Raw genomic sequence first — 26,708 nt, forward strand, 5'->3', positions numbered from 1 at the left:
ACGCCCTCAGGTTTTCGCTCAGTCGTCGTCAGCGGTGTACGCGCCGCCCCGACGCTTGATGCGTGCGACGACGAGCCGCTGGTCGTCCTGCCGGAAGCTCACAGAAAGCCGGAACTCCCCGATACGGATCTTCTTGTAGGGGCTGTTCTGGAGTGGTTCACCGTATTCCGGGGGGGTCACGCCACGGCGAGGCGACGATTTCATCGAGCTTGTCAAGTATCCGGTCCTGGTCGGCAGGGGATAGGCCGTCGAGGTCGTCTTCGCCCCTCAAGGAGAGTTCCCACGTCCAGCCGTCGTCACTCATCGCTCGTGCCGAACCGCTCGCGGGCTTCCTCGGCACTCGTCGTCCGTCCCTCCTGGATGTCCTCCTCGGCTTCGAGCAGGGCGACGAGTTCGTCGCGGTCGAACGTCGGGAACTCGATGGCGTCTCGAAGCGTGTACCGGATGAACTCGCTCCGACTGTTGAATCCGCGTCCCTGCCACGTGTCGTCTATCCGTTCGAGGAACGACTCGGTGAGTTTGAAGTTCACCGTGGCGATGTCGTCCTCGCCATCGTCGTTCGTAATTGCTTCGGACATATAAGCGTAATACGTTAGTCTTACCAATAGTCGTTTCGGCGGAAAGCCAGTGCCAAATTTATTATCATTCAGTAGCTATTTTTGGAATATGGGACGAAAAAGTGTTGCTTTCGCAATGATAGTTGTTACCGTAGTAACGAGTGGTTGTGTGGGTTTCAATACGACGACGCCGGAAGAATCACCGGCAAGTGATGCATTCACGATGGCTGATGATCAGGTGAGAATTGATTCAGTCTGTCTGTTGAATGGGGACGATACTGCCCATTCAATCACGGTTGAGATCAATAACGGATCCGCAGAAGTGTACAACGATACCCATGACCTTACGGCATATGCAAACGGCAGTACGGGCGACGAAACGTGCCTTCCCACCTCGTGGTCTTTATCGGATTCTTACCGGATACGTGCAACGGACGATACCAGTTCGGAATGGCGAACGAGAACACTCGAAAACGGCACCTACCAGGTGGCAATCTATCGTAATATCAACGGCGTGAAGGTAGTCGCGAACCCGCCGTGGGACAACGGTAACGCAACATAGAGCGGACACATATTTCTCTGAAACAAGTAGTTCGACCGTTCTCAACGATCGGTGTCGGACCTGCTCACCACCAATCGCGACCGACGTCAGAACAACCCGTGAGACTCCTGCACCCGGCGATAGAGATCGAGATATGACTCCAGGATCGCGTCGTTGTCGTAGGATTCGAAGGCGTCGTCGATCGTCCGCCGCTCGATGTCGCCCGCCGAGACGATCGCGTCGGCGAGTTCCTGCGGATCGGTCACGTGGAAGCTTCGCGCGTGGTTCTCGATCAACTCGTGGGCACTCGATTCAGCCTGGTATTCCACGATGCCGACGCACCCCGCCGCGAGCGCCCAGAGCAACTCGCGGGCGAAGTGTTCGCGATAGGCGGTCTGGACGGAGGTGTGGGCACCACGATAGATCGCGAGGCGCTCGGCCCGCGAGCACTCACCGGCGAAGGTGATCCGGTCGTCGATCCGGAGGTCAGCCGCCTGGCGTTCGTAGTCGGCTCGAAGCGGTCCGTCGCCGATGATCGTCGCCGTCCACTCGCGGTCGCGCAATTCAGCGAGCGCGAGCAACAGACTCTCGACGTTGGCCGAGTCGTCGAGAGGGTGGGCGAAGGCGACATCGGTCTCCGCGGCCGGTTCGGTCTCGGAAACGAGCGAGAAGTCGATCGCGTCCGGAATCACCGTCGTCCGCTCGTCAGGAATGCCCTGCTCCCGGACGCGAGTCCGGACGAGCTCTGAGGGAGTTATCACCGTTGCCGCTTCGGAGAGCGCCTGTGTGAGGAGCCGAGAATCCGAAAGCCCCTCGTCGCCGTAATAGTCGATCACCAGCGGGGCGCGGCCGAGCGTCCCGCCGGTGCTGGCGGCGAAGACGCCCGCGAGCGGATACAGCCGGGCGTGGATGACGTCCGGGCGATATCGTGCGAGCAAGAGCGGGAGTCGCGCCGCGAAGGAGGCCCGGGCGGGCGCGACGGTGACCGCGCGGAAGGTGACGCCGTCTACCTCCCGGCGGTCGGCCGGATCGTCCCACCAGGCCGCACAGAAGACGGTCACGTCGTGGCCGCGGTCGGCGAGGCTGTGAGCCAGCCGTTCCAGCCGACGATTCCCGTCCGTGTCCCGATGACGGGCGGTTCGCATCGAGACGAAGGCGACCCGCATACCCGCGATGAACACGCGGTGTGTCAAAAAGGCCCCGTCTTTCTCGCCGTCAGATGACGCCGGTGAACTCGGCGGCCTCACGGGCCGCCGGCTCACTCATCCCGTTGCCGAGGATCGTATATCGGTCGCGGATCTCGTGAGCTGTGGTCAGTGCCTCGAGCACGGTCGCCTCGTCGATACCGAGCTCGGCGGCGGTCGTCGGCGCGCCGATCGCCGCGAGGGCATCTCGAATGTCGCGCCACTCGCCATGCTCGCCACTGTGGAGGTACTCGACCATGATCGAGCCGACGCCGACCTGGTGGCCGTGCAGCGCAGCGTCCGGAGCCAGCCGATCGAGCTGGTGCGAGAAGAGGTGTTCGGCACCCGACGCCGGTCGGGAGGTCCCGGCGATCGACATGGCGACACCCGAGGAAACGAGGGCCTTGACGACGATCCAGGCCGACTCCTCGAGACCCTGCTTGATCGAACCCGCGTGATCGACGAGGAGTTCGGCAGTCATCCGCGAGAGTGCGCCGCCGTACTCCGAATAGGTGACGTCCTGCAGGCGACGCGCGAGTTCCCAGTCCTTGACGGCAGTGTAATTCGAGATGATGTCCGCACACCCAGCCGTCGTGAGTCGCCAGGGTGCGTCGGCGATGATGCCCGTGTCGGCGATGACCGCGACCGGCGGGTTGGCGGCGACGCTGTGGCGCGTGGTTCCTTCGGGGACCGACGCGCGACCGCTGACGATACCGTCGTGGCTCGCGGCCGTCGGGACCGAGACGAAGCCCACGCCGCGCTCGTCGGCAGCCATCTTCGTGATGTCGATGGGCTTGCCGCCGCCGACGCCGATCAGGTAGTCCGCGTCGGCCGCCTCGGCCGCGTCGATCACGCGCTGGACCGCCGCGAAACTCGCCTCCTCGACGAGGACCTCCGCGGGGTCGTGGCCGCGGTCCTCGAACTGCTTGCGGACGGCGTTACCGGCCACTTCCCGTGGAATCTCACCGGTCACGATCAGTGGCCTGCCCGTCAGATGGAGTTCCTCGACCGCGTCGACAGTCTTCTCGAGGACCTCGTGCCCGACGAGGACGTTCCGTGGTAATCGGATCCACGTCGACTTCTCGAACATGTCATCACCGTCGCCGGCGGCCCTGATAATCCTTTGCGGTTTCTCGGGGCCCACCCAGGACGGCAGTCCGCTCACTCAGCCACGTCTGCCCGTTCTTCCATCAGGCCGGCAGCCTTCTCGGCCCAGTCGCTCCAGAGGAATCCGGCAACGGCGACGACCGCCCAGCAGGCGTAGTTGGCAACCAATCCGACGTAGATGCCAGTCACGCCCCAGCCGAGGCCGACCGACAGTAGTGCCGAGAGGCCGAGCATGAAGACGAACGAGCCGATCGCCCGCGCGTAAAACGGGATGCGGGTCTCGCCGGCCCCACGAAGTCCGCCGGCGAAGGGGAAGAAGACCCCGAAGAACACCATCGAGACGCCAAAGACCTGCGTGAAGGGTATCGCGTAGCCCAGCGTCGCGGCGTCGTCGGTGAACACGCCGGCGATGGGAGCCGCTCCCGCCACGAGCGCCGCCCCCATTACGCCCATCGTGACGATACTGAGTGCCGCCATCGCGAAGCCGATGTATCGCGCCTCGGCGGCGTCACCCTCGCCGAGCGCCTGGCCGACCAGGATACTGGTGACGGTGTTGATCGCCCGGTAGACCGGACCGGCGACCTGCTGGTAGATCCGCCGGCCGATGTGGAAGGCCGCATTGACTTCCGTCCCGAAGACCAACAACAAGGAGTTGAAGGGGAAGTTCGCCAGCGACGTGCTCATCCCCTCGGCGAAGTTGGGGGCGCTGATCCGCAATAACTGGCCGGTGATCGAAAGCGACCGCGGACGGGCAAAGGCGAGTTCGGTCCACCGGCTCGCGATCGCAGCGACGATGACACCCGCCTCGGCGATCCGGGCGAGCAGCGTCGCGAGGCCGATGCCGACGATGCCGAGTCTGGGTGCCGGACCGACGCCGAGCGCGAGTGTGACTGTCGCAAGGGCGTTCAACACACTCGCGCCGCCGTTGACAACCATCGGCGTCACGGTATCGCCCGTCCCCTGTAACGATCGTGAGCCCACGAGACCGACGATCCGCATCGGCGCGGCGGCGAAGATCAACGCGAGGTAGGTACCCCCGAGTCGGACGACCTCACGTTCCGCCCCGAGGATCGCGATCGCAGCGTCCGACAACACCAGCCCGACCGCGACCATCGGCAGCCCGATCAGGAAGCCGATGAGCACGGCCTGGGTGATCCCCCGGTTGCGAGTCAGCTTCGCCCCGCGGCCAGTGTCCTGGCTCGACATGGCGATCGCCCCGGTTCCGAGGCTGAGACCGACCCGAAGCGGGATCTGGCCGTAGAGGTCGGCCAATCCGATCGCGGTGACGTAGGCCGGCGCGAAGAGTCCGGCGACCACGATGTCGACCGTCCGCATCAGCGTGGTGAAGGCGTGCTGGACAGCAACGGGCCAGGACAGCGACGCGGCCCGCCCCCAGAGTTCGAACAGTCGATCGCGGTCGACCATCTACTCCTACTCGGGATTCCGGCTGAAAGACGATATCGATTCGCCGATCGGAGCCGTGACGGTCGTGGTCGTGACAGTCGCGTTCGTCAGATCGTGGCGGTCGTGGTCGTCACACTGCGTCCAGCAGGACGTCGGTCCGCTCGCGATCCGGCCCCTCGTCCGCGCCGGTGCGGTCGCTCGCCCGATGTTCCTCGACAGTGGCTTGCAGGGCTTCCTCCTGTGGCGTCGAATCCCACCCGAGATCGTGGAGTTTTGCCGTCGAGAGGAGATGCGGCTGGTCGCGATACAGTGGGAAGTCCTCGGGCGCGAGGACCGCCGCGGCGAGCTCGTTCGCGCTCGCCCCGACCGCATGGACTGGCCGATCCATCGCGTCGGCGATCAGTTCGACCCACTGTCCGAGCGTCGGTGCGTGACGGTCGCCGACGTTGTAGGCCTCCCCGGCCTCACCACGCTCGGCGACGATCCGCAACGCGCTCGCGACGTCCTCGACGTAGGCGAACTGCCAGAGGCTGAGGCCGTCGCCCGGGACGACGATCCGGTCGTAGGTATCGATCCGGGCGAGCCAGTAATCGAAGCGTTCGGTGTAGTCGTGTGGCCCGTAGACTACCGTTGGCCGGACGGCCATTGCGTTGACACCGTCCTCGGCTGCGGCAAACACTGCTCTGTCGCCCTCGGCCTTGCGCTTGCCGTAGGTCTGGGCTGACTCGTCGCTGTCATCACCCGGCCAGGGCTCTAACGGTGTCTCGCTTTCTCGCTTCGGAACCTCCTCTTTGCCGTAAGACGCGCCGCTGGAGACGTAGACGTAGGCATCAACGTCGGCGAAAATGTCGGTCGCGGCCCGGACATCTCGTGGATGATACGCCACGCAATCGATCACGACGTCGGGATCGACTGCATCGCGTGCTGCTTCGAGCGCGGCGTCGTCCGTCCGGTCGCCCTGAACGTGTTCGACGCGGTCGGTCGCGTCGAACGGATTCTCGTGGTTCCCGCGGTTGAATATCGCCACGTCGTAGTCGTGGTCGAGGAATTCCTCGACAGTGTGGCGGCCGATAAATCGCGTCCCGCCGATGACGAGTGCCTGGTCCATGGAGTCGCCTGGGGCGGCGCGGACAAACGCGTGTCGCTGGCGTTGGCGTCTCGGGAACGTGTCTCGGCTGGCGCTGTCGCCTCGCCAGCGAGAGTCGCGACAATCCACCCAATCGCTTTTTATCGATGCCGACCAAGCGCCGGCTGATGCGCACCTTCGAAGGCGACAACGGCGAAGTGGTCCTACAGCTCGAACCGGGCGAGAAGGCCCTGGAGTCGATCGAAGCGGCGATCGAGGAGCACGACATCGACACCGGCTACGTCGCCTCCGGGATCGGGTCGCTGACGCAGTTGCACGTCCACTACGTCTCGGGGTACGACTCCTTCCCGGACTTCCCCGAAGAGGACGAGGAAATAGACGAGTACATCAAAGAGGAGGCGGCCTGGGAGGTCGGCTCGCTCCAGGGTGCGATCGCCGACGGCGAACCGCACCTCCACATCACGGCCTTCGACGCCGAGCGCGACAAAATGCTGGCGGGCCACCTCGAACCCGACTCGATCGTCCACGCGCTGATGGAGATCGTCGTCCAGCCGATCGAGGGGCTCGAGCTCGCTCGGCGGCCCGAGCAGATGGATATTCCGATGCTCCAGGAACGATAGGGGGGCCAGGAACCGACCCGCAGGACGACACTGTCGAGAGAACGTCGTCGCGATCCGGCCAGGACGTCACTCGCTCCTGCAATCGGGAAGCCGGTCGTGTTCCGATCCTCGACAGCGTCCAGACTGCAGTAGGTCGCCGGTTCTGTGGGATTGTAGCGGCGCATCGCCCCGTCCCGCCACCTGGCAGATGAACAACTACTTATGCCGAGGGACCGAGCCCCGCACCTGTATGGATATCAAACGATATGTCTCCTCCGAGCAGCCGACCACCGTCGCCCTCCGAATCGCCCCGGATGTGCTGTTTTTCAGCGGTTGTCTCATTGGCTTGCTTTCAATCGTCCCAGTGTCGAATGTGGGCGGGATCGAGACCGGTCGTCTCGGGACCGGAGCGTTCGCGCTGGGGCTCGCTGTCGTCGCGGGCACCGGGGTCGCAAACGACCGGATTCTCCGTCCCGTGATCGCGGCGGCCCTCGCGATCGGCCTGGGTGCGATCACGGTCAGGTGGGTCACACTCGTCGATGCCGCGACTGTGACCCAGATCATGCTGGTTGTCTATCTCGTCTGGGTCGTCATCGAACAGCTGACGCAGGTCGGCATCCATATGGACGAGGATCCGGCCGTGGGCGATCATCCGAGGGAAGAGTGGTCGGAGTAAGTTCGGGAATTCGAACACCCCACGCCGGCGTTTGATCGCGGCAGAAGCAGCGGCGGCTATCCTGTCCGTCCACGTTCGACCGTGTCCCGGGCCGATGAGAGTCGATCGGTGCAACCCGGCAGCGGGCAGTCACTCGAGCGTGAAGTCGTGTTCGAGGCCGACCTTGTCGTAGTATTCACGGCGGTTGTCCTGGTCGTTTTCGAGAACCTCCCAGGCCGTCTCGGCGACCGTGCGGGCGTGTTCGATCGGGACCGTGACGACACCGTCTCCGTCGGCGACCACGACGTCGCCCGGCCGGATCTGACACCCGCTGATGTTGACCGGGACGCCCTCCTCGGCGAGTTCGGCCCGTCCCGGCGGGATGGTCTTGTTGACTGCCTTGCTGTAAACGGGAATGCCCTCCTTGATCACCTCGTCAGTGTCCCGGGGACCGCCGTCGGTCACGAGCCCGCGGACGCCCTCGTTGACGAACGTCAGGAGGTTGAACGACCCGAAGATGCCGACTTCCATGTCGTGGGCCTCGGCGACGAGGATGTCCCCCTCGCGCATCGCGTCGGTGTCGGGGTCGGGGGATTTGTTGGTCCACCACTCGCCAGCCCACTCGTGGTGAGACGTCTCGAAGTCGAGTTCCTCGTAGTGGGGCAGGTCGCGGCGTTCGTTGGTCGGGAGATACCGGGCTGTGTAGGCGAACCCGGTGATCTGGTGGGAGAACTCCTCGACGTCGCGATACAGCGGGCCGATGTCGTTCGAGACGCGGTTCTGATTGTGAAAGCCGTGGTAGTCCAGGCCGTCGGTGACGTCGGCGACGCGGAGGCCGTCGTACAACTCGAGGATCTCTTCGCGCTCGGCGTCGGTCATCACCTGCTGGGGGTTGTCGTCTCCCATGGCACTCCCTGACCACCAGACGAGGGTTAAGTGTTACTCCGGGTGTTTCGAATCCAGAACGGAACGGTCACGCTGGGGACTTCGTCGCCCCGCTCAGCCCACCGTCGGTCACTGCACCAGCGGTTCGTTCGGCGTCTCCAGGCTCGGCGGCAGGTCGGTTTCGCCGGTGAGATGCAAGTCGACGTGGCGAGCGACGTCCCGGCCGCTGCCGATGGCCCAGACGATCAGCGACGGACCGCGTTCGGCGTCCCCGGCGGCGAAGACGCCGTCAGCGGACGTCATCATGCGATCGTCGGTCACGAGCGTCCCGTCGTCCTCCACTTCGACGCCGAGGGGCTCGAAGGGACTCGACTCGGGCGCTTCGAACCCGATCGCGAGGATCACGAGATCCGCCGGAATTTCCAGGTTCGACTCGCTGACTTTCTTCTCGGGCGGGCCCTCGCCACCGTCCTCCCAGATGACGCGGTCGGCTTCGAGGGTGTCGACGACCCCGTCGCCGTCGGTGTCGACGAAGGCGTTGGTGTCGACGTTGTACTCCTCGATCGCTCCTTCCTCCTGAGCGTAGGTCTTTTTGTATGTCTGGGGCTGGTCGGGCCAGGGGTTGCCCGGCGGGCGCTCGACCGGGGGCTTGGGCAGGAGTTCGATCTGGACGACCTGGTCGGCCCCTTGCCGGTGGGCCGTTGCCACGCAGTCCGCGCCGGTGTCGCCGCCGCCCAGCACGACCACGTTTTTGCCCTCAGCGTCGATGTCAGGGCCGGGGACGTCCTTGCGGGCGTTGCGGCGGTTCTGCTGGGTCAGGTAGTCCATCGCGAAGTGGATGCCATCGAGGTCACGGCCCGGCAGCGGAAGGTCGATGGGCTTCTGTGACCCGACGGCGATGACCGAGGCGTCAAAGTCCTCTTCGATCCGCTCGACCGGGACGTTGCCGCCGATTTCGGCGTTCGTCTCGAAGGTGATCCCCTCCTCGCGAAGCTGGTCGACCCGCCGCTCGACGCGGTGCTTGGCGAACTTCTGGTCGGGGATGCCATAGCGCATCAACCCGCCGACTTCGTCGTTGCGTTCGAAGACCGTCACGTGGTGGCCGGCGCGGTTGAGTTGCTGTGCTGCGGACAGCCCCGCCGGCCCGCTGCCGACGATCGCGACCTCGTAGTCGGTGCGCTCCTCGGGCGGTTCGGGCTGGATCCAGCCCTCTTCCCAGCCGCGGTCGGCGATGGCGCGCTCGATCGACTTGATCGTCACCGGGTCGTCGTTGTACGCGAGCACGCAGGAGTTCTCACACGGCGCGGGGCAGTTGTACCCCGTGAATTCCGGGAAGTTGTTGGTCGCGTGGAGGCGTTCGAGCGCACGCTTCCAGTCGCCACGATGGACCAGGTCGTTCCAGTCGGGGATGATGTTTCCGATCGGACACCCGCCCATGCAGGTCGGCGTCCCGCAGTCCATGCAGCGCTCGCCCTGCTCTGCCAGGTGCTCGTCGTCCCACTTCTCGGCCCAGACCTCGTCGTAATCGTCTTTCCGTTCGTCGGGATCGCGCTTGCCGATCGGGCGACGGCGGTGGCGTCGGTAGCCGCCGGGGTGGCGTTCGGTCATCAGTCGTCACCCTCCGTCGGGAACGTCGGGGTACTCGGCTGTGGCGGCGGCGAGGCCCGGATGTCCTCGCCCTCGGCCAGGCGCTGCTCGACGACCGCGGCGTAGGCATCGGGCATCACCTTCACGAAGCGCTCGACGTAGGTGTCCCAGTCTTCAAGGATCTCGGCGGCTCGGTCGCTGTCGGTGTAGCGGGCGTGATTCTCGACCATCCGGCGAACGAGCCGACGGTCGCGCTCCGCTAACGTTTCGAGGTGGACCATCTCCGTGTTGACCCGCTCCTCGAAGTCCCCCGACTCGTCGAGGACGTACGCCTCGCCGCCGGACATGCCGGCCCCGAAGTTCTTGCCCGTCTCGCCGAGGATCACGGCGATGCCGCCGGTCATGTACTCACACCCGTGGTCGCCGACGCCCTCGACGACGGCCTTGACGCCGGAGTTCCGGACCGCGAAGCGTTCGCCGGCACGGCCGTTGAAGTACGCCTCGCCGTCGGTCGCGCCGTACAGCGCGACGTTGCCGGTGACGACGTTCTCGCTCGCGTCGTAACCAGCTTCAGGCGGTGTCTCGACGATCAGCTTCCCGCCCGAGAGCCCCTTGCCGGCGTAATCGTTCGTGTCACCGGTCAACTCGAGGGTCACGCCGCTGGCGAGGAACGCACCGAGGCTCTGTCCCCCCGTCCCCGCCAGATCCAGCGTGATCGTGTCGTCCTCGAGTCCGTCCTCGCCGTGGGCCTTCGAAATCGCGGAACTCAAGATCGTGCCGACGGTCCGGTCCTCGTTGCCCACGCGGGCCTCGATTTCGACGTCCTCGCCGCGCTTGATGGCTGGCTCGGCCGCCTCGATGAACTCGTAGTCGGCCTTTTTCTCGAGTTTGTGGTTCTGCTCGCGGGTCTTGACCGGGTCATCGTCGGTGGCCGGTCGCCAGAGCAGTTCCGAGAGGTCCATGTGCTCTGCACGCGGATGGTCGACGTCCTTCTGGGCGAGCAGGTCGGTCCGACCGATCAGTTCGTCCATGGTCTCGACGCCGAGGTCGGCCATGATCTCCCGGACTTCCCGGGCGATAAAGCGCATGTAGTTGGCGACAAATTCGGGGTCGCCGGGGAACTTCTCGCGGAGGGCTTCGTCCTGGGTCGCGACGCCGACCGAGCAGGTGTTGGCGTGGCACTTCCGGAGCATCACGCACCCACAGGTGATCAGCGGCGCGGTCCCGAAGCCGTACTCCTCGGCACCCAGCAGGGCGGCCATCGCGACGTCACGGCCGGTCTTGAGGCCGCCGTCGACCCGGACGCGAATGCGCGACCGAAGGCCATTTTCTAAGAGGACCTGATTGGCCTCCGCGATGCCGAGTTCCCACGGCAGGCCGGCGTGTTTGATCGACGTCTTCGGCGACGCGCCGGTCCCGCCGTCGTGGCCCGAAATGAGGACGGCGTCGGCCTTGGCCTTCGAGACACCGGCGGCGATGACGCCGACGCCGGCCTCGCTGACCAGCTTGACGTGGACGTCTGCCTCGGTGTTCGAGCACTTGAGGTCGTGGATGAGCTGGGCGAGATCCTCGATGGAGTAGATGTCGTGGTGTGGCGGCGGGCTGATCAGCGGGACGCCGGGTGTCGTCGAGCGCGTCTCGGCGATCAACTCGTTGACCTTCTCGCCGGGGAGGTGCCCGCCCTCGCCGGGCTTCGAGCCCTGGGCCATCTTGATCTCGAGATGGTCGGCGTTGGCGAGGTAGTTTGACGTGACGCCGAAGCGGGCGGAGGCAACCTGCTTGTCCGCGCACTCACGAACGGTGCCGAAGCGCTCGGTCGGTTCACCACCCTCGCCAGTGCTGGCGAACCCGCCGACGCGGTTCATCCCCTCGGCCAGGGTCTCGTGTGCTTCTGGAGAGATCGACCCGAAGGACATCGAGGCGCTGAAAAAGCGCTGGGTGATCTCCTCGACGGGCTGGACGTCTTCGAGCGGGATCGAATCCCGCTGGTCGGTGTCGAATTCGAGCAGCCCCCGAAGCGTCTGGAGGCGCTCGGTCTGGTCGTTGATCATCTCGGCGAACGCCTCGTAGGCCTCGTAGTCGCCCTGGTTGGTGGCATACTGGAGCTTGCCGATCGTGTTCGGGTTCCACTGGTGGAACTCGCCGTCCCGCCGCCAGTAGAACTCCCCGCCCTGATCAAGGTCGAGGTTGCCCGCGACCGACTCCTCGAAGCCGTTGTCGTGGCGTTCGAGCACGTCGGCTTCGAGCTGTTCGAGACCGATCCCCTCGGTCCGGTTTTCCGTGCCTTCGAAGTACTCTGCGACGAACTCCGAGTCGAGGCCGACAGCCTCGAAGATCTGTGCACCCTTGTAACTCTCCAGGGTCGAGATCCCCATCTTGGCCATCACCTTCTGGAGGCCGTCCTCGACGGCGTGGCGGTACTGGGCGAGTGCGTCCTCCCGATCGACGTCGAGAATGCCCTCGTAGACCTGCTCCTCGATGGTCTCGTAGGCGAGATAGGGGGTGATCGCGTCGGCTCCGTACCCGACGAGCGTCGCGAAGTGATGGACGGCGTTGGGCTGGCCACTCTCGAGAACGATCCCGGCGTGGGTTCGGAGCCCCTCACGGACGAGATGGTGATGGACGCCGCCGACCGCGAGCAGACTCGGGATCGGGACCCGGTCGGGGCCCGTTGCCGTGTCCGAGAGCACCACGATCTCCGCGCCGTCCTCGATGGCGTCGACGACTTCCTGTCGAACCTGCTCGACCGCGGCCGCAAGCGACGTGGTCTCTGGATCGTACGTGATGTCGATGGTCGAGGAGGTGATGCCGTTCGTCTCGATCGCACTGATCTTGGCCTGTTGGGCGCGCGTGAGGATCGGCGAGTCGAGACCGAGCTGTCGGCAGTGCTCGGGCGTCTCCCCGAGAAGGTTGTGCTGGCGGCCGAGATGCTGATCGAGGGAGGTGACGGTCTCTTCGCGGATGTAGTCGATCGGCGGGTTCGACACCTGGGCGAACAGCTGTTTGAAGTAGGTAAACAGCGTCTTGTTCCGGCTTGAGAGGACCGACAGCGGCGTGTCGTTGCCCATCGCGCCGATGGGGTCTTTCCCCTCGTTGGCCATCGGCTCGATGAGGCGCTCGACGTGATCGAGGGTGTAGCCGAACGCCCGCTGATATGTCGAGAGATCGTCCTCGATGTACGTCGGCGTCTCGGTGACGGCCTCGTCGACGGCGTCGAGCGTCACTCGGTTCGCTGCGAGCCACTCGCCGTATTTTTCGTCAGTCAGCGAGTCGAAGATCTCGTCGTCGGGGACGATCCGGCCGTCCTCGCCGTCGACGTAGAACATCTGACCCGGTTCGAGTCGGTCAGTTCGTTTGATGTCCGCCGAATCGACCTCGAGCGCGCCGGTCTCGCTGGCCATGATCAGCCGGTCGTCCTCGGTGACGAGATACCGGGCCGGACGGAGGCCGTTGCGGTCGAGGATCGCCCCGACGTCAGTGCCGTCGGTGTAGGCGATCAGCGCCGGGCCGTCCCAGGGCTCGTTGATCGTCGAGTGGTACTGATAGAACTCCCGGCGGGCGTCTTCGAGTCGGTCGTTGCCCTCCCAGGCTTCGGGGACGAGCATCCGCAACGCGTGGGGCAGCGATCGCCCGCCTTCGACGAGCAGTTCGAGGACGTTGTCCACAACGGCTGTGTCGCTCTGATCCTCCTCGGTGATCGGCTTGAGTTTCTCCAGATCGTCGCCGAAGACCGGGCTCTCGAGGTCGGCTTCCCTGGCGTGCATCCAGTTGAGGTTACCACGGAGTGTGTTGATCTCGCCGTTGTGGATCATGTTGCGGTAGGGGTGGGCGAGATCCCACGCGCCGAGCGTGTTCGTCGAGAACCGCGAGTGGACGAACACCAGACTCGTCTCGACGCGGTCGTCGCCGAGGTCCTCGTAGTAGGTCCGGACCTGGCCGTTGGTGAGCAGGCCCTTGTAGACGACTTTCCGGCGGTCGAGCGAACAGACGTAGAACCGGTCGCTGCCGACCGGATGCTGCTCTTCGACGCGGTTCTCGATGACGTTCCGGAGCACGTACAGTGCCGTGTCGAGTTCGTCAGGCGCGAGATCGGATTGGGGTTCGACGAAGAACTGCGCAACGTCCGGCTCTGTCGCCAGGGCCGTCTCTCCCAAGTCGTCGTTGTCGGTCGGAACGTCCCGCCACGCGACGACGTCGAAGCCTTCGTCGGCGGCGGCAGTCTCGACGAGTTCCCGGAGTTCCTCGGCCGGCCGGTCCCGCGGCAGGAAGACCTGGCCCACACCGTATTCATCGAACCCGCCCAGTCCGTCGACCTCGTCGGCGAAGAAGTCGTGGGGCTTCTGGATGAGAATCCCTGCCCCGTCACCGGTGTTCTCTTCGGCTCCCCGCGCCCCTCGATGGTCCAAGTTCTCGAGCAGTGAGAGTCCGTCCTCGACGAGTTCGTGTCCGCCTCCGCCGTCGAGATCCACGAGGACGCCGACACCACAGTTCGCCTTCTGTCGCGACCGGCCACGGAGACCCCGTTCCCGGTCGCTCTCGAATGTCTCGTTCATCGTGTGAACTCTTCGCAGGGACACGCATAAGGAAGGGGTTGCGCGCAGGAATTGCACGCCCCCCGCTACCACCCGGACGCACGGAGTGGGTTTCGACCCAAAAGCGCGGGATCGTCACGGTTTCGGAGTGGGATCGAGTCGATCGTCCAGTCCTGACGCCTCGGGCTCGAATACATAACGATTGTTCCTGCCCGAACCGGGGGCGGAACTGACGATCGAGTCACGCCTCGATCGCCTTGCGGAGTGCCGTTCCGGGAAGCCCGTGCCACCTGGCGGACTCACGCGGCGTGAACCCCTGGGCTTCGAAGAACCCTACGGCGACCGAGGGGGCGACCGCCTCGAGTCGCGACCAGCCACGGTCTGTCGCCAGTCGCTCGACGTCCTCGAGGAGCGCGCTGGCGTGGCCCTCGTGCTGGTACTCCGGGCTCGTATACAGCGCCTCGATCGTCCCGTCCTCGACGATAGCGAAGCTGACTGGTGTGATCGTGGTTTCGGCCAGCAGGACTGTCGCCGCGTCCGATTCGATGGCCGATGGGAGTCGGTCGTCGGGCGACGCCACCAGGTCGGCGAAGCGCTCGCGGTCGTAGACGTCACTGCAGGCGTCCTCGATCGCCTGTCGGCGCAGTATCTCCAGGCTGGGGACGTCTTCGCCGGTCGCCTCGCGTATCGTGACGGGCATCTCGCCTGAATGCTGGCGCTCGAGCCTTTTATGCCTCGCCGGACCAGCGACCAGTTCCGGTAGTAGCAGTGAGGGGGACAGCGGCGGATAGTGACACTCTCCGTATACGATTCGACCGCAGTCTGCCGATCGTCCGACCCAAGTCTGACGGCGATTTATATGTATCCAGTGGCCAGGATGTCACGGGGGCATGCGAAAGGTCACACGCTCCCTCCCCACTTTCGTCGACGGACTCGACTGGAGAGATACTGGACCGTCAGTGGTACTGCTCGCTCCCGAGATACGTCGGAAGCGGTAGCCACAGCGTGATCACGGGACGACCGCGATCCAGGCCGATAGCGTAAACGCCGAGGCGACCGTCGAGAGGAAGACCAGGATCGACGCCAGCCGGCGGTCACCCCCCATCTCGGTGACGTAGACGAACGTCGAGACTGCTGCGGGCGCACCGAACATCACGACGGCCGTCCGGAGCGTCCAGAGGTCCGCGCCCAGGGCGGCGTAGACGCCCCAGGCGACCGCCGGCATCACGAGGAGTTTCATCGCGAGCACCGACCCGACGATAGAGCGATCGGCTTCGAGAGACTGTAGCTGGATGGAGCCCCCGACACACAGCAGCGCGACCGGCAGCGCTGCCTCGGCGATCAGCGCGACCGCGTCGGCGGGAACGCCCGTGACCGATGCCGGTGACGTCGATACCCCCAGCCCGATGACCAGCGCGACCAGGACCGGATTGGTCAGGAGTCGCCGAGCCTCGCTCCGAAAATCCCGGCTGTTGCCAGTCACCGCGACGAGGATCGAGATGGTCAACGGGATCTGAACGAGCGCGCCCATCCCGAGGATGACGCTGCCGATGACGGCCGCGCGCTCGCCCAGCGCGCTCGCGACCACGGGGAGGCCGATGTAGCCGAGATTGGTGTGATAGGACTGGACTGTCGCGGCGGCACGGGCTCCGTCGTCGGCGATCCGGCAGTGGACGAGCCAGCCCACGCCGGCGGTGATTCCCAGGACACCGACCAGCCCGACCAGTAGTTTCGGCGTGATGATCTCGGCGAGGGCCTTGTCGTGTGTCGAGTTGAACACCAGCGCCGGGAGGACGACGTAGAAGGCGACGCTGTTGAGCCAGCCAACCCGCGTTGCGTCGAGGACGCCGACCCGCCGGAGCCCGACCCCCACGGAGAGCCAGCCGATCATTGCGGCCAGCTGCGTCAATACGTCCATGGACTCTCACTCGCCAGCCAGCCCGCTTGTGTCTTTCCTGTCGGTGCTGGTTTGCGAAAGCACCACACTAGGGGTAGTCCCCAAGTGCACTTACGACGGTTCCCACTCGTCGTACCGATCGTGATCGAGATCGAAGCGCTCGAGGATCTTCCCGACGACGTGATCGACGAAGTCGCCGGGTTCCTCGGGATCGAAGTAAAAGCCCAGCATCGGCGGCACCACGTCGACGCCCAGTTCGGCGAGTTTCGTCAGATTCTCCAGGTGGAGCTGACTCAGCGGCGATTCGCGGGGGACGACCACGAGACGCCGGCGTTCCTTGAGCGTGACGTCAGCGGCGCGAGTCACCAGCGAGTCCGACCGGCCGGTCGCGACGGCGGCGACGGTGTTCATCGACGCCGGGACGATCACCATCCCGTCGGTGTCGAACGACCCCGAGGCGACGGGGGCGTGGATCGCGTCCTCGGCGTAGACCTCGGTCGCGCCCTCGCAGATAGTCCCCATCGCCGCCTCCCTGGACCCTGACTCGTGGGCCATGACCGACTCGGCGGCGTCAGTCACGACCGCGTACACGTCTGCGTGTTCAGCGAGTGCCTCGACCGTCCGGACGGCGATCGGGATGCCAGACGCGCCCGTGATGCCGACCACGATTCGATCGACGGTCATCCTTCTCTGATGAGGCCCGCGTCGGCGTCAACCTCGACAGTCTCGCCGTCTTCGAGTGTCTCAAGTGGCGCGTCGGGCGAGTCCACACAGGGAATCTCCCCGAGGATCGCGCCCGTAGCGACGATGGTCTCTGTCTCCTCGTTGACGATCGCTGCCGGCGCACACCCGTTGTTCGCCAGCCCGTAGAGGACATACGAGCCCACGGTCGAGCCCTTTCCGCGCGGGAAGACCAGCACCTTGCCCGCGATGTTCTCGCCCTCCAGGGGGTGGCCGTCCTCGATGAACTCGCCGGTATCCGGCTCGACGGCCCCGTAGAAGCTGATCGGGACAGGTGAGCGAAGGACTTCCCCACGGCCCGTGCCTTCGGTGATCGCCTCGGCGCCGATCACGTCGTCACCGACGGCCGATTCGCTCGATTCGGACGCCATCACTCGGTCACCTCCGCGAGCAGCGTCTCGGCGTCGTTGAACGCCACGTCCTGGTTACAGAACCCCGGCAGGTAGGTCGCGGCCTTCGCGGAGTTGGTGGCACTCGATTCGTAGCCCAGTTCCTCGATCGGCGAGACGACGTTGCAGGTGTCGGCCAGTACCATCCCACCGGCGTCCTCGATGGTGTCGGTGTAGCCGTTGCGATCGGCCCAGGTCTTGACCGCGCCACTCGTGGCGACCCAGAGGTCGCTCGTGAGAGTCTTGCCCTCAACGGCGTCTGCGACGTCCTGGATCTCCTCGGGCGAGGTGTGTGGACACCCGATGACTACCAGCTCTGGATCGTCAGCGGTCGTGAGTTCCGCGTATTCGGCCTCCATCTCGGCTTCGCCGAACGTGGCCGTCTCGACGTCCTCGGGCGGTTCCATCTCCGTCGTGACACCCTCGACGAAGTACAGCGCGACCGCGCCGGTCGCGGCCATCGCCGCGCCGAGGGACTTCAAGTCGTCCGTCCCGCCCGAATCGATCCCCGTGAAGTAGGGCTTGCCGTCCTCGACGAGTCGCCCCGTCCAGGAGCCCAGCGCGGCGAAGTCGGCCTGGGTCTCGATGTCGGCCTCGACGTCGATCCGGTAGGTCGGCTGGCGATTTGCTTCCAGGTGGAGGCCGTACTTCGGCGTCCGACCGGTGATCGCCGCCGCGAGCGCCGAGGGACCGCCTTCGCGGTTGGTCCGTGCGCCGACGACGCTGTTGACGAACGAGACGGCCGAGGACTCTGCCCAGGCGACGTGCTGACCTCGCCGCGGGAGGTTGCCCGCGAGATAGGGCGTACAGGTAAACGAGAGGATGATGTCCATCTCCTCGAGGGCGTCCCGGATGCGCTGCTGTTTCTCGGCGAAATCCGGGTCGACGCCCATCTCCGCCCAGCGATCGAAATCCATCCCCGCCGGGTTGGCGAACGTCGGGACCGACGCTTCCGCGCCTTCCTCCGCAAAGCCCTCCAGAAACTCGACGCCGGGGTCGCCGATCGACTTGTAGGAGATGCCCGACGCTTGGGCCGATTCGATCTCGATCATCTCCTCGGCCCCGTAGATATCGCCGAGTTTCACGAGCAGTTCCATCGCCTTCCGGACGGCCGAATTGTCCGATTCGAGCAAGTCTTCCTCGTGCTGTGTCAGGTGCATGGGTGTGGTGACGTGGTCGTGGTGTCGTTATTGGTACTCCGCGAGGTCGATCTCCTCGGCACCGGGGACGGTTACTTCCGCGAAGTCATCGCGGTCCCGGTCACCGGGCACGGTCGCGTCGACGATCCACTTCGCGAGCGTCCCGCGATCGTAGTCCTGGGAGGGGTCGAGCGACGACCCCTTGGCGTTCTCGATGACGGTGATGTCCTCGTCGGGTTGCATCCGGGTCGCGGTCGCCCACTCGACTGCGTCCGAGTCGGCGGGGTCGACGTCGCTATCGACGACGGTGACCTTCTTCATCGACGGATGGCCCGCCAGCGCCGCCATCCCGGCGTTCTTGGGATCGCCCTCCGAGCGCTTCTCGAGCTGGACGACTCCGTGGAGCCACGAGCACCCGCCCGGGGTCAACACGACGTTCTCGACCGTCGGGACGGTGTTCTCGACGATCCGGTAGATGCGGGGTTCCTGGGGAATGCCCATGAGGTGGGCGTGTTCGGTCCGGCCGGGGACGATGATCCGCGCGTAGGGATCCGGCCGCATGTAGAGATTCTCGACCGTCACCACGGGTTGCTGGCGCGTGCGATCCCAGGTGCGAGAGAGATCCACGAACGGCCCCTCCTCGGCCCGCTCGTCGGTGATCGTCGCTCGCATGACGATCTCGGCGTCTGCCGGAACCTCGATCCCGTCGACCGCGGCAGTCGCAAGGTCGCCGTCGAGGAGGCGATTCGCCAGCGCGAGTTCGTTCTGCTCGGGCGCAAAGGAGGTCGCGGCCGCCAACTCGACCGCCGGGTGGACGCCCATCACGATTGCCACGTCGAGTCCGCCCTCGGTCCGCGAGTAGATGTCGTGGAGATGGCGCTCGACGAGGCGCATCACGAGTCGATTGTCCGACTCGAACATCATCCGGTGGAAGGAGGCGTTCTGGACGCCAGTCTCGGGATCCTCAGCGATCACGACCGAGGAGGCGAAGTACTGGCGTTCGTGCTCGTCGTAGAAGATCGGGATCGGGACGTACTCGTCGATCGTCGGTTCACTTGCAACGTGCTCGAACGCGGGGTCGGCCGTCTCCTCGACGGCCAGCGGATCGTCCATCGCCGAGCCCATCCGATCGACGATGTCTTCGGCCTCGACGCCGAGCGCCCGGCCGATCAGCTCCCGGGAGCCGAGCGTGTTGGCGACCGCGCGGACGTCAGGGTAGGCCTCGACGCGCTCGAAGACGGTCGGCTGACTCTCGTCCTGGACGGCCAGCGCCGGGAGTTCGAATCGGGGATCGACTGGTTCAGTGAGCGTCGTCTGTGCTTCCTCCCGCAGAAAGTCTCGCAAGCCCATCGTTGGCGGTGATTGGACGCCATCCTATTCATGTTCCGGGGTTCGCTCCCGGGACGTGAGAACGCAGCGTGGTCGTCCGCCGGTGTCTCGTCGACGCCCCCGGAGGACTTTGTATGTCCAGGCCCCAAGCGGAATCTGTATGACTGATCTGCTGTACCTCCCGGACGAAGACGCCGTGACCGACTTCGAGGCGACGGTCGTCGAGGCGAGCGAGGATTCGATCGTGCTCGACGGAACGTACTTTTATCCCGAGGGCGGCGGTCAGCCGGCCGACCGCGGGACGATCGAATGGGACGGCGGTCAGGCATCTGTCGTCGACGTCCGAAAGGACCACGGCGAGATCCACCACGAGATCGACGACGTCGAGGGAGACCTCCCGGAAGACGGCGAAACCGCCACAGGACACGTCGACGCGGACCGTCGCGAGGCTCACCGGCGGATGCACACCGCCCAGCACGTCCTCTCACGGGTCGTCCTCGACGAATACGACGCGACGACGGCCGGCAACCAGATCCACGCGGACTTCTCACGGATCGACTTCGAGCCTGCTGACTTCGACGACGAGGACCTCGAACTGATCGAGGCGCGGACCAACGACGTGATCGAGCGCAACCTGCCGGTCACGAAAGACGAGCGACCGCGCGAGACCGTCGAGGCGAACGTCGCCGAGGGACGGTCGAACCTCGACCTGTTGCCCGATCACGTCGAGGAGTTACGGGTCGTCGAGATCGATAATTTCGACATGTGCCCCTGTGGCGGCACCCACGTCGATCGGACGGGCGAGATCGGCGGCATCGAGATCACCAACCGGCTCTCGAAGGGCGCTGACGTCGAACGCATCGAGTTCGAGTTGCGCGAGAACTGACGGCCACCACTCATAATAACCGCAGCACGACCAGTCGCTCGAACGGAAAGGACTCCTCGGCGACGATCGACGAATCGAGCCCCTGGCTCCCTGCATACTCCCGAACCGCTTTGATCCCGGTCAGGCTGCTGACCAGCAGGAACGCTCGACCGCCGTCTCGGAGTACCCGACTCAAGTCTTCCAGAAACGGATCGACGGCCGCGCGACCGTCCTCGCCGCCCGACAGCGCTGTCTCCATCCAGTCGCCCCACTCCGTTTCGGGAGCACTCGGGAGATACGGCGGATTGAATGCGACCAGATCGACCGCACTCGCCTGGATCGGATCGAGGAGGTTCGCCCGCACGACCGGAATCCCGGCCTCGCGAGCTTCTCGACAGGCTGCCGGGTTCAGGTCCGTGCCGAGCACGTCGGCCCCCGCCTCGGCGAGGGAAGCGGCGACGTAGCCCGAGCCAGTCCCAACGTCGAGTGCACGCTCGCCCGGTTCGACGGCCTCGACGGCTGCCTCCGCGAGTAAGTGGGAGTCCTCGCTCGCGCCGTAGACGGTGTCGACACCTCGCTGGTCGGCGAGTGGCGGCCGATCGGTCGACTCGCGGTCGACCGACTCTTCGTCGTCACCCATCGCTATCGAGTTCGACGTCGTAGGCCAGGCTCGCCAGTTCGGCGAACTCGGCGGGCGAAAGATCGCCTGCGCGCTTGCTCAGGAGTTCCTCGTCGGCCGCTGCGACGACGGCGTCCGGATCGTCGAGTCCCGAGATGTGAGCGGTGTTCCGAATGCCGTTTCTGACGGTCTTGCGCCGCTGAGTGAACACAGCTTTGACGAATCCCAGGAAGAAATCCTCGTCCGGGACCGTATAGTCCGGATCGCGCGCGAGCGCCCGAACCAGGGCGCTCTCGACGGCCGGCGGCGGCGAGAAAGCTTCGGGCGGGACAGGTTCGACGACCTCGACGTCGGCGTAGTGGCCTGCTGTCACCGACAGTCTGCCGTACTCGTCGGTTCCTGGATCGGCGGCCATCCGGTCGGCGAACTCGGCCTGGACCATCGCGAGCAAGGGTTTCTCGGCGGGGAGCAACCGAAAGAGGATCTCGCTCGACGCGCCGTAGGGCAGGTTCGAGATCGACGCCGTATAGTCGGGCAGGTCGACCTCGAGGGCGTCGCCCTCGATGATCGTGAGTCGGCCTGCTTCGATCGCATCCGCGAATTCATCGCGGAGGAACGCTGCCAGATCGGGGTCGCGCTCGATGGCCGTCACCCTGTCTGCGACGGCGAGCAGCCGATCGGTCAAGGCCCCGTTGCCGGCCCCGATCTCCAGGACGTGAGTGAGGTCCATCTTCGCCTCGGTCGCATAGGTCGGAATCCGATCGAGGACGCGGTCGTCGACGAGGAAATGCTGATCCTGGTCGGGATTGCCGCTCGCGCCGGCGCGGGCCAGGAGAGCATCCGGATCACGACTTCCCGCCTTTGAATCGCCAGCGCTGTCTTCGCCGGCCATCAGTCGTCACGACGGGCGAACGTCCGGTATTTGAGATCCTCCTCACGGATCTCCTCGAGGATTCGGTCGACGAGGACTTCTCTGGGGTTGTGAAGGCCGTCGACCCGCTCGGTGAGTTCCTCGAAGCTCTCGAAGGGCTTGCGCTTTCGCTCGTCGAGAATCCCGTTACGGAGTTTCTTCCCGATCCCTGGCAGGAGATTGAGGGAGTGCAGTCGGGTCGTGATCGGCTGGGCGTCGTTGAAGAAATCCACGAAGCGCCGTTCGTTGTCCTCGACGATGTCCTCGATCGCGTAGTCGAGTTCGGACTGACCACCGCTTGAGAGATCCCCATAATCGACGGTACGCGTCGTCTCGATCACCGCACTATCGAGGTCGATAAGATCGCCGAAAGAGATGTCAGCGTCGTCCGTCAGCGTCATTTCCAGGAGCTGAAAGTCCGCAGTCGTCACGGCGTACGCCAAGGGCTCTTTTTCGTACTGTGGGCGGTCGTCGTCCGACCGGCCGCGGGGGAGATGATCGAGGACGACGGCTGTCGTCACGTCTGAATGGGACTCATCACTGCTCATGTCAGTCGGGTACGGTAACCGGCTACTTAAAATCACGCAGGCCGGGACGGAGCGAGAAAGTCAGACGTACTTCGCGACGACGTCGAGAATGTCGTCGAGTTCCTCGCCAGAGAGCGTATATCGCTCCTGAGCGTAGATCGAGCGCAACTCGTCTCGATCTTCCGGGGTCAGGTTGGCAATCTTGTAAGCCGTGGGTTCGTCGACCTTCTCGAGGGCGAGGAGTTCCTCGACGAACTCCGCCGACTCCTCGATATCGAGCGTCGCAAAGCGGTTGGCGTGCTCGATGGCCCGGGTGAGTTCGTATGGCATCTCCCGGTCCTCGTCGGCGGCCCGCTCGCGCTCGATGTCCGCGAGCAGCCCCTTCGCCTCGGCGAAGGTGAGGTACTCCTCTTCGAGTTTTTCCTTGAAGATGGTCATGGGCCGCTACTCCTCTGTCTGTTCGCGCAGGTGAGCCGGCTTGACGATGATCGTCTTGTCCTTGCCGCCGTCGTTGATCTGGACCTTGTAGGCCGTGCCCTGTTCCCCGATGACTTCGCCGGTGTGCCCGGAGAATCGGGGGTGGAACCGGCCGTCGGCGACACTGGGGTCGATGTCGAGGTGGACCGTCGTCCCGACGTCGAACTCCTGGATCGCACGCTGGGGCGGGGACGTGCCGCGGTCGCGCGGGTCGTTTTTGAGCTTGTTACGCGTACCTTCGAGGGGTCCGTTGGAACTAGGCATTCTTGGTGTGCGCTAATCCGGTGGGCCATATAAAACGTGCGTTCCGCACCTGTCAGGGCCGTCCCTGACGTGCGGAAATCACAACAACGCGTCGATCAGAGACGGCCGACTTCTTCGACGGAGACGCTCTCCACGTCTTCGACCTCGCTGAAGGCCTCTTCGACGGCCTCGGTCCCGCCTGTGTCGTCAGGGACGATCACCGTCGGAAGGAGTGCGACGAGACCGAACGCGACGTCATCGCGGTCGACGTTGTTGATCTTCGCGCCCTCGGGGAGCGACTGTTCGAGTCGCTCCTGGAGGTCGTCGAGATCGACTTCTGGGTTCTCCGGCATTACCTTGAGGTTGGCTGCTACTTTTCCCATGTGTGTAGGTTGCGATAGTGAATTATGTGCCTGTCGTTACGATCCGACGCGCCCGGAGGTCAGGGACCGGTAAAGCCACACTCGGGACACTGATAGAGGTTGCTCTGCTTGCGGCAGGTCGGACACCGGTAGATCTGGTGACCACAGTCGGGGCATTTGAAAGCCGCGGCGTTCGTGCCGGTGATGTTGACGCCACAGGAGATGCACTTCTGCGTGCGTTTTTGTTGACTCTCGCTCATACCGTCTGATTCCCGACCGGGACGTTTAACCCTTATTACTCTCAGCTGTCGGCACTCGGTACATCCGGAGTCCGACGCGGTGGCGCGGGAACTCGCCGCTGGAGAACCCGGAACGTAACGTTCATGCGCCCGAGGCCGAACAATTCACTATGGAACTGCAGGTCATCGAGAAAGACGAGACGTCCCTGTCTATCGAGATCTCCGGCGAGGATCACACGTTCATGAACGTTCTCAAGGGGGCACTCTTAGAGACCGACGGCGTCGCCGCCGCGACCTACGACATGAACCCCGAGCAATCGGGCGGCCAGACTGATCCGATCCTCACGATCAAGACCGAGAGCGGGACCGACGCGCTCGACGCCCTCGAAGCCGGGGCACAACACGTCATCGAAAAGGCCGATTCGTTCGAGGCGGCCTACGACGACGCAGCCGCCTGATCCGACGGTTCTGCTCGCGAGTTCGGCCCCGACCCCTCAGCCATTCGATCCCCTTTCAGACGTCGATCTGGCTGCGACCAGCAAGAACAGAAAAGACTAAGCACTGTGACGTTCGAACCTCGAATATGGTCCCCGAAAGCGACGCAGACCGCGGCTGCCCGAAGTGTGGACACGAAGAAACCGACGTCGGTGAAATCTCGACGACTGGCGGCGGCGTGAGTAAAATGTTCGACATCCAGACGAACAGCTTCACGGTGGTATCGTGTACCAACTGCGGGTACTCCGAACTCTACCGGGATACGACAAGCGGTGCCAGCGACTTCGTCGACGTGTTCCTCGGATGACCGCCGGCGGGGCAGTGGTTGTCGTCGTTTTGCTCATTGGCATCGGTTTCACCGTTGGCCTGTATGCCCTCGTCCGGTCCGAACACGATCACCGGGAGGAAATGAACCGTGACGAGGCTGAACGGGTCGCACGGCGAGACACGTCCGAGAGCCGGCGGCGCGGCTAGCTTTGACTATAATCGGACCGGAACACCACGTTCGTCGAGGTACTCCTTCGTCTCGGCGATCGAATACTCGCCGAAGTGGAAGATCGACGCCGCGAGGCCGGCGTCGGCCCCCGCCTCGGTGAACACCTCGTACATGTCCTCGGGACCACCGCAGCCGGAGGAGGCGATGACGGGCGTGTCGACGTTCTCGGTGACGGCCCGCGTCAGCGGGATGTCGTAGCCGTCCTTGGTGCCGTCGGCGTCGATGGAGTTGACGAATAGCTCGCCCGCGCCACGGTTCTCGGCCTCGCGAACCCACTCGACGACGTCCATGCCGGTCCCTTCGCGGCCGCCCTTGACCGTGGCCTCGAACCAGACCGATTCGCCGTCGATCTGCTCGTAGTACTCGCCGGCCTCGTCGTAGCGCCGGCGGGCGTCGACGGAGATGACGATGCACTGGTTGCCAAAGGCGGTCGCGCCTTCTTCGATGAGGCTGGGGTTCTCGATCGCACCGGTGTTGATCGAGACTTTGTCCGCGCCTGCCCGCAGCGTCTCCTTGATGTCCTCGCGGGTGCGAATCCCCCCGCCGACGGTCAGCGGGATGAACACCTCGTCGGCGACGCGCTCGACGGTGTCGAGCATCGTCTCTCGCCCCTCGGCGCTGGCGGTGATGTCCAGGAAGACGAACTCGTCCGCGCCGGCCTCGTTGTACTCCTTGGCCATCTCGACGGGATCGCCCGTGTACTCCAGATCCTCGAAGTTCACGCCCGTGTAGACGGCGGGGTTGCCCTCGTCGTCGAGATCCACGTCGATGCAAGGGATGATGCGTTTGGTGAGCGTCATCGGTTCTATTGCTCACTCGGGGGCGGGCCATCAAAAGCGACCCGGAAATTCTAGCGGTCGCCCCGACCGTCAACGCGACGGTGACTGGATTCGTGGAGCCATCAATAAACGCTCAGAAAGCGTTCCCTCCATCAGAAAACAAAATGAAACAGCCAGTCGCTACATATGCGAACCAAGCGCTACAGGTTTTCACTGATCCACTGACACCAGGCATAGAAATCGTTTGCCCCAGACTGCTCGGCGATCGACTGGAGCGTCCCCGTTGGGATAGCATCCGCTGACTTCATTGGGACGGTGACAATACGGACTTCGTCGGTGTCGGGCGACTCGTAGCGGAGCTTCAAGTGACTGCCAACTCGACCTGTCCGGACGAATCCGTGGTCAATCAGCACAGAAGCGATTTCACGCCCGGAAAACTGTGTCCGCACCATCTACTGCATGAACTCGGGAAGTTCCGTATCGCCCGACTCAACGTCGTCAAGTCCCCACTCTTCGAGGTCTTCGTCGGTGACTGGCTTTCCGGCACCCTCATGGCACGCAAGCGCCTCGGCAAGCATCTGGAGTGCTTCTGCTTTCGTCTCGCCGAAGGAGGCAACACCACTTTCCAGATCACGAGCGGTAATCCGCCCATCATCCTCGTGGATGAACTCCACGCCTTCTTCGGGAGACTTGTCTCGTGTTGCACTCGCCATACGTTGTGTAGATGGACCGAAGAGATAAGTGTTCGGTTGATGGACTGTATTGACCGTCCATCGATGATCCAAGGGCGTTTCCGACGCTTCTGTGACGCGGTATTCGTGTCCTGCTGGCACCGACAACTCGAAGTGCGACCCGCCGAAAGACGCTCGTATGAGCGACGATCACGACACCGAGGACCGCCCCGAGTACGACCCGACTGATCCCGCGCCGCCGTCCCGCGAGCCGCCACTCCGCAGCACGGCTCCCCAGGGCGACTACACCATCGAACAGGTCGGCACTGGAATCGCCATCGCCGCCGTCGGCCTGCTGGCGACGTTCGGCCTCGCGCTGCTTCTCGCCTGAG

The 26,708-nt window shown here is 64.6% G+C and carries 31 protein-coding genes and 1 pseudogene; 7 read left to right on the plus strand and 25 right to left on the minus strand.

Annotated features, from left to right (window positions below; translation table 11 throughout):
• Window positions 1–18: 18 nt before the first annotated feature.
• Window positions 19–304, minus strand: a pseudogene (locus tag HTIA_RS01775) (type II toxin-antitoxin system RelE family toxin).
• Entirely contained in the window at window positions 297–578 is a 282-nt protein-coding gene (locus tag HTIA_RS01780) for a ribbon-helix-helix domain-containing protein (protein WP_008528682.1), read from the minus strand. The pseudogene HTIA_RS01775 and the gene HTIA_RS01780 overlap by 8 nt, the downstream one beginning before the upstream one ends.
• An 88-nt stretch (window positions 579–666) precedes the next feature.
• Between HTIA_RS01780 and HTIA_RS16165 the strand changes: the two genes are divergently transcribed.
• Window positions 667–1,119 carry a hypothetical protein gene (locus tag HTIA_RS16165; protein WP_021029615.1) on the plus strand — a complete coding sequence of 151 codons (453 nt, stop codon included), beginning with the start codon at window positions 667–669 and terminating at the stop codon, window positions 1,117–1,119.
• A gap of 86 nt (window positions 1,120–1,205) precedes the next feature.
• Here the strand turns inward: HTIA_RS16165 and HTIA_RS01785 are convergent, their stop codons facing one another.
• The 4 genes from HTIA_RS01785 to HTIA_RS01800 form a co-directional block, all read right to left on the minus strand.
• Window positions 1,206–2,264, minus strand: coding sequence for a glycosyltransferase family 4 protein (locus HTIA_RS01785; RefSeq protein ID WP_020935950.1), 1,059 nt, complete (start codon window positions 2,262–2,264; stop codon window positions 1,206–1,208).
• 49 nt (window positions 2,265–2,313) lie between these two features.
• On the minus strand, window positions 2,314–3,372 hold the full coding sequence (locus HTIA_RS01790; RefSeq protein WP_008524715.1) for an NAD(P)-dependent glycerol-1-phosphate dehydrogenase: 1,059 nt from the start codon (window positions 3,370–3,372) through the stop codon (window positions 2,314–2,316).
• Window positions 3,373–3,443: 71 nt separating this feature from the next.
• A complete protein-coding gene (locus HTIA_RS01795; RefSeq protein ID WP_008524717.1) occupies window positions 3,444–4,814 on the minus strand; it encodes an MATE family efflux transporter in 1,371 nt (456 codons plus the stop codon).
• A 109-nt stretch (window positions 4,815–4,923) separates the two neighbouring features.
• On the minus strand, window positions 4,924–5,901 hold the full coding sequence (locus HTIA_RS01800; RefSeq protein ID WP_008524718.1) for an NAD-dependent epimerase/dehydratase family protein: 978 nt from the start codon (window positions 5,899–5,901) through the stop codon (window positions 4,924–4,926).
• Window positions 5,902–6,047: 146 nt separating this feature from the next.
• Between HTIA_RS01800 and HTIA_RS01805 the strand changes: the two genes are divergently transcribed.
• Window positions 6,048–6,500: a PPC domain-containing DNA-binding protein gene (locus tag HTIA_RS01805; protein WP_008524720.1), complete on the plus strand. Its 453-nt coding sequence runs from the start codon at window positions 6,048–6,050 to the stop codon at window positions 6,498–6,500.
• Window positions 6,501–6,729: 229 nt separating this feature from the next.
• The gene (locus HTIA_RS01810) at window positions 6,730–7,155 is read left to right on the plus strand and encodes a hypothetical protein (protein ID WP_008524721.1); all 426 of its coding nucleotides are present in this window, start codon (window positions 6,730–6,732) and stop codon (window positions 7,153–7,155) included.
• Between the two features lie 129 nt (window positions 7,156–7,284).
• Here the strand turns inward: HTIA_RS01810 and HTIA_RS01815 are convergent, their stop codons facing one another.
• The 9 genes from HTIA_RS01815 to HTIA_RS01855 form a co-directional block, all read right to left on the minus strand.
• Window positions 7,285–8,040 (minus strand): RraA family protein, encoded by a 756-nt coding sequence (locus HTIA_RS01815; RefSeq protein WP_008524722.1) that lies wholly within the window; start codon window positions 8,038–8,040, stop codon window positions 7,285–7,287.
• A 108-nt stretch (window positions 8,041–8,148) separates the two neighbouring features.
• Window positions 8,149–9,627 (minus strand): glutamate synthase subunit beta, encoded by a 1,479-nt coding sequence (locus tag HTIA_RS01820; RefSeq protein WP_020935953.1) that lies wholly within the window; start codon window positions 9,625–9,627, stop codon window positions 8,149–8,151.
• Window positions 9,627–14,159, minus strand: a complete 4,533-nt coding sequence (gltB, locus tag HTIA_RS01825; protein WP_008524723.1) for a glutamate synthase large subunit — start codon at window positions 14,157–14,159, stop codon at window positions 9,627–9,629. Before gltB ends, HTIA_RS01820 begins: the two co-directional genes overlap by 1 nt.
• Window positions 14,160–14,379: 220 nt before the next feature.
• Window positions 14,380–14,838, minus strand: coding sequence for a GNAT family N-acetyltransferase (locus HTIA_RS01830; RefSeq protein ID WP_008524724.1), 459 nt, complete (start codon window positions 14,836–14,838; stop codon window positions 14,380–14,382).
• 309 nt (window positions 14,839–15,147) lie between these two features.
• Window positions 15,148–16,056, minus strand: a complete 909-nt coding sequence (locus HTIA_RS01835; protein ID WP_021029614.1) for an AEC family transporter — start codon at window positions 16,054–16,056, stop codon at window positions 15,148–15,150.
• Window positions 16,057–16,146: 90 nt separating this feature from the next.
• Entirely contained in the window at window positions 16,147–16,719 is a 573-nt protein-coding gene (locus HTIA_RS01840) for a UbiX family flavin prenyltransferase (RefSeq protein WP_008524726.1), read from the minus strand.
• A complete protein-coding gene (locus tag HTIA_RS01845) occupies window positions 16,716–17,147 on the minus strand; it encodes an aconitase X swivel domain-containing protein (protein ID WP_008524727.1) in 432 nt (143 codons plus the stop codon). The genes HTIA_RS01840 and HTIA_RS01845 overlap by 4 nt, the downstream gene beginning before the upstream one ends.
• A complete protein-coding gene (locus HTIA_RS01850) occupies window positions 17,147–18,325 on the minus strand; it encodes an aconitase X (protein ID WP_008524728.1) in 1,179 nt (392 codons plus the stop codon). Before HTIA_RS01850 ends, HTIA_RS01845 begins: the two co-directional genes overlap by 1 nt.
• 27 nt (window positions 18,326–18,352) lie before the next feature.
• Complete coding sequence (locus HTIA_RS01855) at window positions 18,353–19,654, minus strand: UbiD family decarboxylase (RefSeq protein WP_008524729.1); 1,302 nt, start codon at window positions 19,652–19,654, stop codon at window positions 18,353–18,355.
• Between the two features lie 139 nt (window positions 19,655–19,793).
• Here HTIA_RS01855 and HTIA_RS01860 point away from each other — a divergent pair, with 139 nt between their 5' ends.
• Entirely contained in the window at window positions 19,794–20,519 is a 726-nt protein-coding gene (locus HTIA_RS01860) for an alanyl-tRNA editing protein (protein ID WP_008524730.1), read from the plus strand.
• A gap of 10 nt (window positions 20,520–20,529) precedes the next feature.
• Here the strand turns inward: HTIA_RS01860 and HTIA_RS01865 are convergent, their stop codons facing one another.
• From HTIA_RS01865 to HTIA_RS15640, 7 genes are all read right to left on the minus strand, one after another.
• Window positions 20,530–21,138: a HemK2/MTQ2 family protein methyltransferase gene (locus HTIA_RS01865; RefSeq protein ID WP_008524732.1), complete on the minus strand. Its 609-nt coding sequence runs from the start codon at window positions 21,136–21,138 to the stop codon at window positions 20,530–20,532.
• A complete protein-coding gene (locus HTIA_RS01870) occupies window positions 21,131–22,009 on the minus strand; it encodes a 16S ribosomal RNA methyltransferase A (protein ID WP_008524734.1) in 879 nt (292 codons plus the stop codon). Before HTIA_RS01870 ends, HTIA_RS01865 begins: the two co-directional genes overlap by 8 nt.
• Window positions 22,009–22,575, minus strand: a complete 567-nt coding sequence (locus HTIA_RS01875) for a DUF655 domain-containing protein (protein ID WP_008524735.1) — start codon at window positions 22,573–22,575, stop codon at window positions 22,009–22,011. Before HTIA_RS01875 ends, HTIA_RS01870 begins: the two co-directional genes overlap by 1 nt.
• 60 nt (window positions 22,576–22,635) lie before the next feature.
• The gene (locus tag HTIA_RS01880; protein WP_008524737.1) at window positions 22,636–22,992 is read right to left on the minus strand and encodes an RNA polymerase Rpb4 family protein; all 357 of its coding nucleotides are present in this window, start codon (window positions 22,990–22,992) and stop codon (window positions 22,636–22,638) included.
• A gap of 6 nt (window positions 22,993–22,998) precedes the next feature.
• Window positions 22,999–23,295 (minus strand): 50S ribosomal protein L21e, encoded by a 297-nt coding sequence (locus HTIA_RS01885; RefSeq protein WP_008524738.1) that lies wholly within the window; start codon window positions 23,293–23,295, stop codon window positions 22,999–23,001.
• 95 nt (window positions 23,296–23,390) lie between these two features.
• Window positions 23,391–23,657, minus strand: a complete 267-nt coding sequence (locus HTIA_RS01890) for an elongation factor 1-beta (protein ID WP_021029613.1) — start codon at window positions 23,655–23,657, stop codon at window positions 23,391–23,393.
• Between the two features lie 59 nt (window positions 23,658–23,716).
• The gene (locus tag HTIA_RS15640) at window positions 23,717–23,896 is read right to left on the minus strand and encodes an HVO_2753 family zinc finger protein (protein ID WP_008524740.1); all 180 of its coding nucleotides are present in this window, start codon (window positions 23,894–23,896) and stop codon (window positions 23,717–23,719) included.
• Window positions 23,897–24,045: 149 nt separating this feature from the next.
• Between HTIA_RS15640 and HTIA_RS01895 the strand changes: the two genes are divergently transcribed.
• Entirely contained in the window at window positions 24,046–24,333 is a 288-nt protein-coding gene (locus HTIA_RS01895; protein ID WP_008524741.1) for a DNA-directed RNA polymerase subunit L, read from the plus strand.
• A 125-nt stretch (window positions 24,334–24,458) separates the two neighbouring features.
• Entirely contained in the window at window positions 24,459–24,677 is a 219-nt protein-coding gene (locus HTIA_RS01900; RefSeq protein WP_008524742.1) for a zinc ribbon domain-containing protein, read from the plus strand.
• A 173-nt stretch (window positions 24,678–24,850) separates the two neighbouring features.
• Here the strand turns inward: HTIA_RS01900 and hisF are convergent, their stop codons facing one another.
• From hisF to HTIA_RS01915, 3 genes are all read right to left on the minus strand, one after another.
• Window positions 24,851–25,666: an imidazole glycerol phosphate synthase subunit HisF gene (hisF, locus tag HTIA_RS01905; protein ID WP_008524744.1), complete on the minus strand. Its 816-nt coding sequence runs from the start codon at window positions 25,664–25,666 to the stop codon at window positions 24,851–24,853.
• A gap of 179 nt (window positions 25,667–25,845) precedes the next feature.
• Complete coding sequence (locus tag HTIA_RS01910; RefSeq protein WP_008524745.1) at window positions 25,846–26,097, minus strand: type II toxin-antitoxin system HicA family toxin; 252 nt, start codon at window positions 26,095–26,097, stop codon at window positions 25,846–25,848.
• Window positions 26,098–26,358, minus strand: a complete 261-nt coding sequence (locus HTIA_RS01915; protein ID WP_008524752.1) for a type II toxin-antitoxin system HicB family antitoxin — start codon at window positions 26,356–26,358, stop codon at window positions 26,098–26,100.
• Window positions 26,359–26,515: 157 nt separating this feature from the next.
• Here HTIA_RS01915 and HTIA_RS01920 point away from each other — a divergent pair, with 157 nt between their 5' ends.
• Window positions 26,516–26,707, plus strand: a complete 192-nt coding sequence (locus tag HTIA_RS01920) for a DUF7550 family protein (protein ID WP_008524753.1) — start codon at window positions 26,516–26,518, stop codon at window positions 26,705–26,707.
• Window position 26,708 lies beyond the last annotated feature (1 nt).

Origin of the sequence: Halorhabdus tiamatea SARL4B (assembly GCF_000470655.1) — an archaeon.
GTDB classification, from domain to species: domain Archaea; phylum Halobacteriota; class Halobacteria; order Halobacteriales; family Haloarculaceae; genus Halorhabdus; species Halorhabdus tiamatea.